Source organism: Mucilaginibacter robiniae (genome assembly GCF_012849215.1).
In the GTDB taxonomy this organism is placed as follows: Bacteria; Bacteroidota; Bacteroidia; order Sphingobacteriales; family Sphingobacteriaceae; genus Mucilaginibacter; species Mucilaginibacter robiniae.
The window spans coordinates 4,142,063-4,155,616 of the sequence record NZ_CP051682.1 but is presented as its reverse complement, the minus strand read 5'-3'; the positions used below and the strand labels follow the sequence as shown (position 1 = coordinate 4,155,616).

Here is a 13,554-nt window from a genome sequence, read left to right as displayed (position 1 = left end):
TTTAAAGTTTGATTAGTTAGTTATTGTTAGCAGTTGCTCAGGTAAGTTCCAGCCGCTGACTGATAATTGCAGCATTTGCTGTGCAGCATGTTCGGGCGTGTAATCTAAAACTATTTTCCGCTGTTCGCCGGGCAAAACCGATACGTAGTTATCTGTGTAAAATACCGGCAGTACACGCCTTTTGGTACTGCTGTTTACCAGTGATACCCTGTTAAAAAATGCAACTGGAGCTTTCGCTGGATTAGTTAGGGTTACCTCAATTTTACCCGTGGCTATATGCCTGCCAGATACTTTAAGCTGCGATGCTGGCAAATGCTTCAAACCCGAATAATTACCTTCAGCATCAGGTAACCAGTATAAATTATTGCTGAGTATATTTTTATTAATATCCAGCAACTGCAATGACAGGAAAGTTCCCGCATCTTTTGCCCGATTATCAATCATGGCTTTGATAGGTAAAAAGTTTTTGCTTGATGAGGACTGCGCTTCAACAAAAATTTGTGTTACTAAGCTATCAGCTCCCTGCATATCAACCGTTTTTACTACCAGCATTAGGTCGCGTTTGGTTTCAAAAGTGTTGTTTACTACCGATACCATACCAGTAATGGGGTTGTACATGGCATGCAACGGCTCACTGCCGCTGTGCAAACCATACAAGCAGGCATTAGGATCTAGATAGTAGTCGTACATCTGCCCACGCATAGCAGTCCATGGGTTCTGCGTTTTCCAGATGATGACACCTGTGTACCAGTCCCACATGTGTGAACTAAAGCCTTCCATCAAAGCTCGGTACTGATCGTAATTCACCAATTGAGCTTTATTAGCAAAATCTTCGGCATCTTTTGCTTTGCCATACGGATCAATAGCAGCATCATAGCCAATGTATTTATGATAATCCCAAACAGAATCAACTTTGGAAGTATGGTTTTGGGCAGAATACTGCGGTGCCACCAAGTTTTTTTCAGGAATAAAGCGCTTCAACGATTCATAATCACTTACACCAACCGAACCAATTTCAGAGTTAAACGGAAAAGTGCGGGTTTCCCAAAAAGCTGAAAGGGGCTGTATGCCATAAGGACCATCACCGTTGCCCCCTAAGGTATTCAGTGACATTTTATCGGAGTTTGAATAATCTACAAACCACCGTGTTCCATCTAACTTAGGGATAATAGAATCACGCAGCGGTATTAAAATATCTTCAGGAGGCGTGATCTCGTTACCACCGCACCAGATAGCTAAAGACGGATGATTACGCACCAGCTTGATTTGATCGGCTGCTGATTGCAGAAACAGTTGATGGTTATCGGGATATTTGCGCCGAGTCCATTGATCTTCTGCTTTCATAGGATCTATCCATTTGCCATTAGCATCACCTGATATCCAAAAATCCTGAAACACTAGCATACCATATTTATCACACGCATTATAAAACTCTGGTCGCTCTACTAATGCTCCACCCCAAACCCGAATAAGGTTAAGATTCATATCATGATGGAACCTGATTTCGGCATCGTAACGAGCATCCGAAAAACGCAGCATAGCATCAGAGATAATCCAGTTACCACCCTTAATAAATACTTTTTGCCCGTTCACTGATATTTGCTGGCTATTGGTATGACTATTCCAGCTAGCTTGTATTTCCCGAACACCAACGTTTACATTCTTCTGGTCAGACAACTTATTATCGCTGGTAAAAAACTGTAATTGTGACGGGTACAAATAAGGTTTGCCATAACCATTAGGCCACCATAGTGTAGGGTTTTTCAACACTAAATCTGCTAGGTTTACTTCGGTGACTGTGTTAGGTTTAAGCGTTATTTTTTGATTAACACGAATACCATTGATAGTAAATTGCAAGATGCCGGGTACCGGAACATTTAAAGGATTTTGCAGTTCGGCCGAAGCTTTGATGATAGCAGGCTGCTGCGGGCCATTTACTTTGCGCACACCGGGCACCAACGTTATAAAATGCGGATTGCATATTTTTATTTTACCTGTGGTTTCGACAGTTACCTTGTCCCATATACCTGTATTGCGATCCCGCATGGGTTGTATCCAATCCCAACCGGCGGTATATTGTAATCCCACATTTTTAGCTATACGTCCGTCGCCCCCCTGCCCGCCATTGGGCTTTCCCACCGGATCGGGCGGATATACCACAACGGCCAGCCTATTGTTTCCTGATTGATTAAGTACCTTCGTAATATTATATGACTGGCGCAGAAACATACCATAATGTGTTTGCGCATTAAGCTTATGGCCGTTTACAAATACATTGCAACTGTAATTTATACCCCGTAGGTTTAAATAAACCTGTCCGCCACGATCAGGAACAACGGTTTTAAAATCATTAACAAACCAATAAGTGTAATAATCACGTCCGGTATCATAAATGTCTTTTATCTTTTCGTTGTTCATTCCATAAAATGGGTCAGGCACTTTATGGTTTGATAGCAGTGTGGTTAATACCGTTCCGGGTACTACAGCCGGCATCCACCCAGAAATGTTATATGTTGTTTTGGAAATGCTTACTCCATCTGTATTCACTTCTTTTATAGCAGCACATTTCCAACCCGAATTAACTTCAACAGTAGTTTGTGCCAGTGCGGTTCCATAAAACCCAGCAGTAATTAAAGTTGCCAAAACTACTTTCCTTAATGGCTGATATAAATGTTGTAAAAAATGAGTGCTTTTGCTTTCCATATTAGATGTTTGCAGATGAATGAGGTACGGCTATATAAAAGGTATGTTTAACACGAAAAATTTATGGATAATCCAATTTAAATGCGGCAGCATTCTTTAAACCACTGTTATTTTGTAAGCTTACCGGCACGTTTACGGTTACAATACCTCCTGACTCCTGCCATTTAATGTTTTTATTAGAGCCTAATAAGCTCACTTTTTTAACGCCTTTTACACCATTCAACTTAAACTGTAAAGTAGCTGGCAGCTTCACTTCTTCCGCTTCGCTTAATACATAAGCGTAAACCGATTTCTTATTTTTTGATTGCGTATAGAAAATATTATTTTCTGAATATGGAGCTATTACGCGGGAGCTATAAATGCCTTGTCCGTTTATTTTTATCCAGTCAGCTATACCAGCCAAACGCTTATATGCTTCAGGGTCCCAATCACCATCCGGGCTTGGGCCTATGTTCATCAGCAAGTTACCCCACGTGAAACGATTTTGATAAGTAGCTGAACTATCTCATGTGTTGATTTATAATGATCACCAGGAACATAACTCCAAGAGTTCCCCATGGTTATACAACTTTCCCAAGGGTAGCTTAAGGGTGTTGCTGGAACTTCCTGTTCGGGAGTAGTATAATTTTCATATTCGCCAGGCACAGTTCGGTCAACCATAATCAATCCAGGCTGATTATGGCGAGCCATAGCAGCAATTTTAGGCATATTAATATCCTGGTTAAACTTGATTCCACGCTGCCAATCAATAGCGGTATCAATCGTGTTTTTTGGACGAACCCATCCACCATCCAACCATAGTATATCGATACTGCCGTAACCCGTCATGAGCTCCTGAATCTGGTTATAAGTAAATTCTTTAAACTTATTCCATCGCTCCGGGTATTTTGCAGGATCATAGTTTACGTTACGATCTTTAGGCGGAAAATATGGCCACCAATAATAAGGCGAGTGCCAGTCGGGCTTAGAAAAGTAAGCTCCTATCATGAAATTTTCTTTCCTGAAAGCACTAAAAACTTCTTTGGTAACATTAGCCCGCGGATTACTTGCAAACGCTGATTTAGGATCGGTTATCTTGTAATCGGTTTGCTTAGAATCAAACATGGCAAAGCCATCATGATGCTTGGTGGTAAAAACCACATATTTCATACCTGCATTTTTAGCAGCTTTTACCCACTTTTCGGGGTTAAAATTTTGCGGACTAAATGTTTTTTGTAGGTTTTCATAAGCCTGCTTATACTGGTTATAATCAGCGCTGTATGGTCCTTTACGTTGTGTCCAGCCTTCATCTTCAGGGCAAATACTCCAGCTTTCTACCACTCCCCATTGTGAATAAGTACCCCAGTGCATAAACAAGCCAAATTTCAAATCCTGCCAGTTAGCCAGCTTCGCTTTAACAGCCGGATCTGTAGGCACTTGATACTTTTTTGATATTTCATGAACCTGTGCCTGTACACTACAGGTTAACATGAACCCTAAAGCAAAAAGAACATATCTATTTAGTTTACAGCGCATTTGCTTATTTAATTGTAGAGTATTACTCATTTATGTTTAGCTCCAAATTAAGAGCATCAATTTTTTCACCTAATAGCTTACCAATATTTTCTACCACAAGAACAGCCCCTCCTATCAGCTGTGCATTGCTGGTTAAATTTGATATTACTACTTGAGTGTATTCGGCCAAACGCGGAATGCAATGTTCATTGATGGCTTGCTGTATAGGGGCCATCCATAAACGGCCAATTACACTTGCTTTGCCGCTTAAAATAACCGTAGCCGGATTCATGATGTGAATTAGAATGGCTAAACATTGCCCGATGTGATAAGCAGCTTCAGAAATAAGCTTAACGGAAAGTATATCCCCTTTAATGGCTTCATTAATTATTGCATCAGCATCAATAGAAGAGTATTTAGCTAAGCTGCTGCTTTGCCCTTGCCGAATTTCTTCGGCTGCTTTAGATGTAATAGCTATTAATGAGGCTTCTGTTTCTAAACAGCCATGTTTACCGCATTTACAAAGCTTTCCATTTTTAATCAATGGAATATGGCTGAACTCTCCGGCTAAACCACTATGACCTCTGAAAATCTCGCCGTTTACTATCATACCCAAACCAATTCCCCAGCCTAAGTTGATGACCATAGCATCATCTTGGTTTATAGCTACACCAAACTTCTGTTCGCCAAGTGCAATGGCAGTTGAATCGTTTTCAATAAAAACCGGTAAGGCAATGGCCTGTTGAACATAATCAACCAACGACTGATCCTTGCATTCAAGGAAAGTATAATTTACCCCTCTGGCGGGATCAACGAAGCCTGGCATGGTAATGCCTACGCCTAATATTTTACTTTTATCTACACCAGAGCTAGCTATAAAATTATTGATTTCAGTTACCAGATACTCTGGTGTTAAATCATAGAGCTTAAGTTCATGTTGTACAATTTCGGCAACAAAGCAATTGTTCATATCCAGTATGCCGATTTGTATGTAAAACTGGCTCATAGCTACCGACACAATGTAATGAGTATCTGGTATTAATGAGTACTGTAAAGGTTTACGACCACCGCTTGAACTAGCATAGCCTTTTTCTATAACATAACCTTCTTTAATCAATTCATTAAGAACCTTAATGGCATGTGGAATGCTTTTACCTATATAGTTACTAATATCTGAGCTCGATAAAGTTTTATTGTAATACATACACTTAATTGCCTTCGCATTATTTAATAAAGCAGATACGTTCTGAGTAACCATTATTGTAGAAAAGATTAAAGATTTACATATTTAGTTTTTTTCCGATAAACAAACAAACTTTTTTAAAATTTTAAAAAGAGCTATATTGTTTATACTTACTTTAAGAATAGAGATCGCGTAAGCTCATCAGCTAATCTTTTTCACAGTAAATACCACCATAAATATACAAAGCTTTGGTGATCAGTGAGTAATTGCTTACCTAATTAAAAGATATGTCTTCTTAATAAGCTATTCCACCTCTCCTTTATTTCGTCGGTAATCCTGATAGAACCGGCATGCCTTGCCAAACTTCTTCGTTGTTATGTTGGTTTATATTCCCTTTTCCGCATTATGCAAGTGCTACATTAAAGAGCTTTTTGCATTTTCAAGTTGTTTATTATTTCCGCAACATCAGCAAGCCTCCTACAGCTTAAACTTTATACCACCGTTAACTACAAATCCGTCAAGAGGTGCGTAAATATCTCTAAATACAGGATTCGTGATGTTGCCTGTGTAAATGGTGTCAAATTTAATTTGACGGGTATCCGTTAGGTTTTCTAAGTTAATAAACAATGAAAAACGTTCCCATATCTTTTCTGCCATCAGCCCGGCTGTCCAATAGCTTTTACCTGTACTGCCATCGTTAAGCCGTTGCCGACTAAAATAATAGGCTTCAACACCAATTTTCCATTGATCTTCTATCTCATACATCAGCACATTATTAAGCCTATGGCGTGACACCAACGGATAAGTAGTCATTACATGATTGGTATGTTGCATTACATCGGCAAGGGTATAACCTAAAAAAAGCTTGAAGTCGCTATAAGTTAGCTTGATGTTAGTTTCCATACCTTTGGTGTTCAAATCACCGGAGGGTTGCTCATAAGCCAGATTACCATTAGCAAGCGACGTCAGGAGAATAGGTTTATCAATACGGGTATAGAAAAACAATTGGTTAATGCTTACGCCTAACGCATCATCAAACAGAGCCGTACGGTAGTTAACATCATAATTGGCACCGTATGATCGTTCGGCTTTAGTATTTGCCACATCAACAGGCAGTACATTCCGGAACTGAATACGTTCTGCATCCTCAGTGAACACGGTTGGTGCTTTATAACCCAAGCCGCCACCTAAGCGGGTAGAAAAATGTTCGTTAATTTTCCATAGTCCTGATATTCTAGGTAAAAAGAAAAAGCCATAATCATTATGATAGTCGCCCCGAATGCCGCTTTCCAGAGTAATCTTTTCACTTATGTTAAGGGTATTTTGTACAAAACCACCAATGGTATTGTAGGTGTAGCTGCGAAGGAGAAAACTGCTGTTTCGATCTTCACCAAAATGGTCGGTTAAAAAGTTAAGTCCTGCTATCCACTCAGCTTTTTCACCATTGCGGATATAGTTTGCTTCACTATAAGATGCTACCTGAACACCCGAAAAGCGGTAGTTGGGTAAAGTGATTGTACGATCAAAGTAACTGATACTGTTTTTAAACGTCAGCTTCTCTTTCTTATTCAGTTCATGAGTAAGTTGTGCCTGACTACTATACCGGCCTGTTTTGTTACCTTCAAAATAGGAATGTTCCGCATTGCCCCTTCCTTTGATATAATCCAGATCGCCACCGATGCGGTTTTCGGCAGTTAGATTAACACCCACGTTCAAGGTGGTACGTGGGTTAAAGTAAACCCACAATTTAGGATTCAGCGTAAAACGGTTAAACTTTGGTATGGCTGTTAAATCAATGTTTGACGGATCATAAGGTGAACCATGATTATAAGCTGCATAGATGGTGGTACCCACTTTTTGAAACTTTTGCGCGTAAAACACGCTGGCGTCCAACCCTTTTGCCGATGTACCATTTAGTAAAACGTTAAACTGACGTTCATCAGTTGAAGTTTTAGATACCAAGTTTACCAAGCCTGCAATTGCGCCACCGCCGTATAACGTAGAGGAAGATCCTTTAATAACTTCTACCTGCTTTAAATCCAGCGGTGCAATTTGCAGCAGCCCTAAGCCGCCCGAAAAGCCTGAATATAGCGGAAAGCCATCCCTGATAATTTGCGTGTATTTACCATCTAATCCTTGTATGCGGATGCTGGAGTTACCGCTGGTGGCCGATGTTTGCTGCGTTTGTATACCAGTGCTTTCGGCTAGTAACATGCGGATATCACCCGGCTTCATGTTACCTTTTTCCTCTAGCTCTTCACCTGATATTACTTCAACCCGGGTAGGAATATTGGCAATTGTACGGCTGCTGCGCATAGCTGATATGGTCACTCCCGTAAGCTCCTCCCCTTCACCTTTACCAGTTGCTTGCAGTTGGATCAGTAAAGGTTCAGCATTGTCTAGTGGAAAAGTTAGCGTATCTCGTTTATTTTCGTAACCCATGTACCGGAACTCAATAATTTGTACGCCATCAGGAATGTTTGTCAAAAGAATGCAACCAGCTGTATCGGCAGCAGCGCCATTCGTTGTACCTTGTAAAAGCGCCGTAGCCCCCATCAAGGTTTCGCCTGTTTTACCATCTTTAATAATGGATTTTAATGTATTTTGAGAAAAGCCTATAGCAGTATAAAGCAGTGCTGCAATGAGCACAGAAAATCGTTTCATTAAATTATAAGATTAAGTTAATACCAGAATTTTAGCCTGTGAAAAAGCTTTAAGATGATGTATTAACTTAGTTGAGGAGGTTGCCAAATAGCCAAGGTAATTTCTTTGAGGTCAGGCTGGCGATAAGGCGTGTACGTAGGCACCAGTTTTTCAGCAACAAGCGCTATGGTGTAACTACCAGGTTTAGCTACAATAAAGCCAACACATGAGCCACAGGTAAAGAAGGGTGAACAATCTTGACACTCTTTTTCTTTCCCGTTACGGCTTTTAGTCAGCTCTTTTTTAGCGCCATATGAGGCCTCACATTCCTGATCTGCACAGCATGGTTTTGCCGAAAAAATCAGCACCAGCATAGATAATATCAGGCAAATCAGTTTCACTTTGCAAAAGTAGGTAATTCATCCGAGTATTGGAAAGATGTTATACGTATTGCCTTGTGTACGCTTCGCCTAATATTTTTAGAAAACGCTGCCACATTTTTAATTAAATTTCCTATTAAAAAGGAGCTGGTTGATTTCTTTTAAAACGAACAACCGTCCGGTTAATGTAAGGGAATAAGGCGATGATAAGCAAAGTAAAAATGAGTAGCCAGGTAATTAGTACGAAGTAGTCCATTGCCGAGCTTAACTGCGCATGGATGGTAAGCTGTTTGGTTAATAAACGGTTAGCAGCTCCAGCAGCTTGTCTTTTTAAAACCCCATGAGCAATCAAATTTTTGCTCTGTTTAATAATGGTTTGCTTTACAAAAGGATTTACGGCGGTTATCTGCTCTTTTAGCGCATTCATGTGCATTCCTTTATTTAACAAATCAAAATAGTTAATAAAGGCAATGCTGGCGTAAAAGCCAAAGCATCTCACAAACAAACAAATACCCGCAGCAGTATCAACCATTTGTACCGGAACGGCAGAAACCATAAATATGATAGTTGGCGATATTAATAACCCAACACCGAGCCCATGCAGAAATAATGGAATAAAGTAAGTTGATGGCTCGCCCTGCATACCGAAAAGAAAATACATCCAGGTGTGGAATATCAACAGACTGACAAAACCATAAATCCAGATTAGCCTGATAGGTCGTTGCTGAAGCAGCATGGAACACGAAATAATTACTCCGAAAATTATACCTGCAATATTAAACAGGTTCATGTAAGATACATGCGCCGGATCAAACCCCAATGGACCGGAAAAGAAAGCGTTAGTAAAATTTAAGGTAAACCGGCAGAGATAGAGTACGAAAAGGATTCCCCACCTAAAATAAAATTGCGGTATCTGAAAACTTGCAGTTTGAAATAAGGCCGTTTTAACGCGTTTTGCCTGACAAGAAAAATCAATAACAAAAAGGCAGCAAGTATTACGGCATACAGTATATACTTATCTTCGAGCCAGTAACGTTCTTGCCCGTAAACTAAAATGTAGCCTAGCAAGCACAAAAACCATCCAAAACAAATAAAGCTTGACCAATCGAGCAGATACAAGGGAAACTTAATATTTAAGCGCACATTGTTCATTGTTGCACCCAGCAGAATGAGACCTGGTAGGTAAGAAAAAATTGCTCCTTTATAAATCACATTGAAATTGAATGCATCAATTAAATCGGCTGTGATAAAATTATTAAAGGGAATCATGCAAACCAGCATCCCAAAATAAACTGAATAGCTTATTGCCCTGCCACGTTCACTGCTTAGGCGGTTAAAGATAATAGACATGCCCAAGTTGGCCGTGCTTGTTAACCCCATTCCCTGAATAAAGCGAAGAATAAGAAGAATAAGTAAACCATGTGTATAGTAACAGGCAAAAGATGTTACTACTTGTAAAATCGTGAATATGAAAAAGTACTCTTTAGTAGCCAGATACCTAAAAAAACGCTTTTCTAATATAAAAAAGCTGGTATAGCCAGCGTAATAAACCAGAACAGAATACTGTACGTCGGCCGGTTCAATACCGTAATAACCAGCCGCCGCATTGATATTGGAAAGAGGAAGGAAGAATAATACTAAACTGGGCAGAATAACAATAAACATGGTAACCCTGATGAGCCACATAGGCACCCAAGATTTAAATAACGGTATTACTTCTTTCAACGCTCAACTTTTTTGATACTCACGTTTACATTCATACCGGCTGCTAAACCCTCAATTTTAGTTTTGCTATCGGTTAGTTTAATGCGTACAGGTATTCGTTGTACAATTTTTACGTAATTGCCAGTTGCATTATCGGGAGGACTTAAGGAAAAGCTTGAACCAGTTGCTGGCGATAAAGAGATGATTTTACCATTAAACTTTTTACCGGGAAAAGCATCAGCCTCAATTTCGGCTACTTCTCCGATATACATATGCGCAACCTGAGTTTCTTTATAATTGGCTATCACCCATTTATCAGATTCTTTATCTATAATGTAAGTTAATATTTGCCCGGCATCAATCATCTGCCCTTTCTCAATGGTTCTGCGGCCTACCCGGCAAGTGTAAGGGGCTGTTACAACCGTGTAGCTCACATCCAGCTTACTTCTTTCTACGGAGGCTTCCAGCCTTTGAATATCTGCTTTCGTAACTTCTTGTTGGGTTTTCACATCCTCAACTTTTGATATCGAAGCATTATAATTATTTTGTGCAGACTGGTAATCAGCCAAAGCAATATCAAGATTGGCTTTATTACTTTCCAACTGCTGTTTTGTGGCCGATTCAGCCTCGAAAAGTTTTGTTGAACGGTTGTAATCCTGCTGTTGCTTAACCAAACGTGCTTTAGCAGCTGCGATAGACGAATGCCCAGCCAGAGCAACCTGACTTAAAGTACGAACATTACTTTGGAGAACCTTTAATTGTGCTTGTGCATTCAGCAATGCTGCTGCGGTTTGCTGTTGCTGTATTTTAGACTCGCGACTGTCAATAACCAGAAGTGTGTCGCCCTTTTTTACTTCCTGGTTTTCTTCAAAACTGATTTTAACAATAAACCCACCTGCACGGGCTATTACAGGGTTGATATATTCTTGAACTTGAGCATCGTTTGTTTCTTCAAAATGATAATAATCCCACAAAGAAACAATGCCCCAAATAAAAAGAGCAACAGTAATCACGCCGGCTATCCAGGCAGTAACTTTGGTGATTATCTGATCGGTTACGGTATATTTATTATTTTTATTGGTCATAAGTTACCTAATACATTTTGGAGTTGATAATATTGTAGCTGGGCTGCAACCTCGGCGCCAACCAGATCAAAATTGGTTTGTAAGAGTTGCACATCAGCATCTAAAAGGTCGGTAATTAGCGATGCTTGATTGAAATAAGTGTTTCTGACAATTCTGTAATTCTCAGTTGCCTGGGCAACATTAACCTTAGCAACGTCCACCTTAGTCAGCGATTCTTTAAAACGTAGATAAGCCTCATTCAACCGCTGACGTACCTTATCCTGAACATCAGATGCAATTATTTGCTGTTTTTGAACCTCAATAGCAGCTACCTTTTGCTTATGTGTATTCAAATAAAATCCGGATATAGGAAATGATACCCTAACTCCGGCCACGCCCAATGAATAGATACTGGCATAATAGGGATAAAGAAAGTTTTCCGGATAAGCATATTGAAAGTTACTATACAGTCCTACTTTGAGCGAAACATTAGATTTGATGTTTTTTAAGCGAATTTCACTGAGTGATGTTTCTCGGCTTGCTAGCCTAGCATCATAGGCATGCGCCGTTAACAACGCTAAATACTCATCATATGATTTAAGGTCAAATTTGCCGGTTTGCAAATCATCAACCGGTATAATCACTTGGTTGTCCGGTTGCCCTATTAGAATGTTTAACTTCTGATTACCAATGAGTATATCATTCTCTATCTGTAAGAGCGACACGCGTTGATGCGATACTTTAAGTTCTGCACGCAACAAATCACTTTTTAAAATAGCACCTTGTTGCAGAAACACCTTGATTTTAGCCAGTTGCTTTTCCTGATCTTCAATATTCTTGATAACTAAAGATTTGAATATGTAGCTCTTTTTTAAATCCAAGTAATAAGCAGCAGCCAGCAACCGAACATCTGCCGCAGTAGATTGCTGACGAATTATTTCAAGATCTTTCAGTACATTCTGCTCTGCTATTTTCAGGTTTGTTTTGCTACCGTTGTAAATGTTCAAATAACCATCTACGCCTATTTTGTAGCGGGTATGAACTATAGCATGCTGAATGGGTGAATTAAATATACCATTGTTATATATAGGAAGATTAGATGCCTCCTCAAAATTGCCAGATGTTGTGATTTCCGGTAATCTTTCAGCTTTCGAATCCAGAATACTTTCTTTAACCTGATCTACCTGTAACTTTTTTACCTGGTTGGTTTTGTTGTACCTATCAGCCATTTGCCACACCGTTGGCAATGACAAATGAAGTGCAGAATCTGCAGGTTGCTTTTGCTGGCAGTAAGCCTGAGTACAAACCCAACTACACATTGCAAAAAGGACGAATTTCTTACTTGTACACATTTTTAATCAATGCGAAATTATAGCTCTTCTCAGGATGAAATTCTTCTTAATAAGCCATATATTTGATGATTCGGGCCAAGCTGTGATCTGCTGAATTAGGCTCATCAATATGGTTTTAAACAGCCTTTGCTTTGGTACTATAATAAAGGCTTTAGATATTTTTTATGGGGTTAATAGCATCACTGCCTAGTATTGACGAGTGGCCGCAATCTGCTTATGTATTACACGAAAAGCTGGAAAGATACATCCCTGTTCATCAGCATAAAAAAGGACAGTTATCATACGTAGAAGGAGGAATTGCCTACGTACACATTGAAAACAAAACTTTTGTTATACCCGCCCGCCATTACTTTTGGATACCGCAAGGTTTAGAACATATTTTAAAGGTTAGTCATTCTGCCACAGTTTTGCGGTCTATTTTCTTTTATGCTTTTGATGATGATAAAAACCCATTTTACAACCAGGTAGGCATCTATCCTATTAATGATTTGTTGTTACAGATGATTAAATACACCGATAAGTGGGAAGGCCCCATAGGGCCGAAAGATAGCCGCTATCAATTTTTAACCACGATTAAAAATATATTACCTGAAATCAGCACCCGTGTACTTCCAATTGCCCTGCCCACTACTGATAATGAACGGATGCGCGTAATTATGAGTTATATTGATATTCATATCTCCGACCCTCATACCATCCAAAGTATTGGCGATCGCTTTGGCCTAAGCAGGCGTTCACTTTCCCGTTTGTTTCAAGCTACGTTAGGCATATCGTTCTTGCAATATTTGAAGCTATTGAGAATGGTTAAAGCTTTTGAAATGATATTACAAACTAATATGTCTATGAGTGAAATAGCCTATGCCATTGGTTACCAAAGCTTGTCTTCATTCAGTAACACTTTTTATCAGTTCACCAACCTGCGGCCATCAACCGTTAATAATGTTCAATAATAAGCTATTATAAAATCATCTCTGTTGAAGTACTCTGAAATGTATTGAGAAACATTGGAACTGACTGGTAAAGCTACCCAA

The 13,554-nt window shown here is 39.6% G+C and carries 10 protein-coding genes and 1 pseudogene; 1 reads left to right on the top strand and 10 read right to left on the bottom strand.

Annotation, left to right across the window (positions count from 1 at the left end; genetic code table 11):
* Positions 1-12: 12 nt before the first annotated feature.
* From HH214_RS18220 to HH214_RS18180, 10 genes and pseudogenes are all read right to left on the bottom strand, one after another.
* The gene (locus HH214_RS18220) at positions 13-2,643 is read right to left on the bottom strand and encodes a glycoside hydrolase family 2 protein (protein WP_248282138.1); all 2,631 of its coding nucleotides are present in this window, start codon (positions 2,641-2,643) and stop codon (positions 13-15) included.
* Positions 2,644-2,764: 121 nt separating this feature from the next.
* Positions 2,765-3,106 carry an alpha-L-fucosidase C-terminal domain-containing protein gene (locus tag HH214_RS22170; RefSeq protein WP_248282283.1) on the bottom strand — a complete coding sequence of 114 codons (342 nt, stop codon included), beginning with the start codon at positions 3,104-3,106 and terminating at the stop codon, positions 2,765-2,767.
* 21 nt (positions 3,107-3,127) lie between these two features.
* Positions 3,128-4,173, bottom strand: a pseudogene (locus HH214_RS18215) (alpha-L-fucosidase); the annotation flags it as partial.
* A 67-nt stretch (positions 4,174-4,240) separates the two neighbouring features.
* Complete coding sequence (locus tag HH214_RS18210; RefSeq protein WP_248282137.1) at positions 4,241-5,401, bottom strand: ROK family protein; 1,161 nt, start codon at positions 5,399-5,401, stop codon at positions 4,241-4,243.
* A gap of 456 nt (positions 5,402-5,857) precedes the next feature.
* Entirely contained in the window at positions 5,858-8,044 is a 2,187-nt protein-coding gene (locus HH214_RS18205; RefSeq protein WP_169610055.1) for a TonB-dependent receptor, read from the bottom strand.
* 62 nt (positions 8,045-8,106) lie between these two features.
* Complete coding sequence (locus tag HH214_RS18200; protein WP_169610053.1) at positions 8,107-8,424, bottom strand: hypothetical protein; 318 nt, start codon at positions 8,422-8,424, stop codon at positions 8,107-8,109.
* Positions 8,425-8,539: 115 nt separating this feature from the next.
* Entirely contained in the window at positions 8,540-9,193 is a 654-nt protein-coding gene (locus HH214_RS18195; RefSeq protein ID WP_169610051.1) for a hypothetical protein, read from the bottom strand.
* A 59-nt stretch (positions 9,194-9,252) separates the two neighbouring features.
* On the bottom strand, positions 9,253-10,128 hold the full coding sequence (locus HH214_RS18190; protein ID WP_169610050.1) for a hypothetical protein: 876 nt from the start codon (positions 10,126-10,128) through the stop codon (positions 9,253-9,255).
* Positions 10,125-11,192 carry an HlyD family secretion protein gene (locus HH214_RS18185; RefSeq protein WP_169610048.1) on the bottom strand — a complete coding sequence of 356 codons (1,068 nt, stop codon included), beginning with the start codon at positions 11,190-11,192 and terminating at the stop codon, positions 10,125-10,127. Before HH214_RS18185 ends, HH214_RS18190 begins: the two co-directional genes overlap by 4 nt.
* Positions 11,189-12,400, bottom strand: a complete 1,212-nt coding sequence (locus HH214_RS18180) for a TolC family protein (protein ID WP_169610045.1) — start codon at positions 12,398-12,400, stop codon at positions 11,189-11,191. The genes HH214_RS18185 and HH214_RS18180 overlap by 4 nt, the downstream gene beginning before the upstream one ends.
* 287 nt (positions 12,401-12,687) lie before the next feature.
* On the opposite strand from HH214_RS18180, the gene HH214_RS18175 reads away from it, so the two are divergent.
* A complete protein-coding gene (locus tag HH214_RS18175; RefSeq protein ID WP_169610043.1) occupies positions 12,688-13,473 on the top strand; it encodes a helix-turn-helix domain-containing protein in 786 nt (261 codons plus the stop codon).
* Positions 13,474-13,554: the final 81 nt, after the last annotated feature.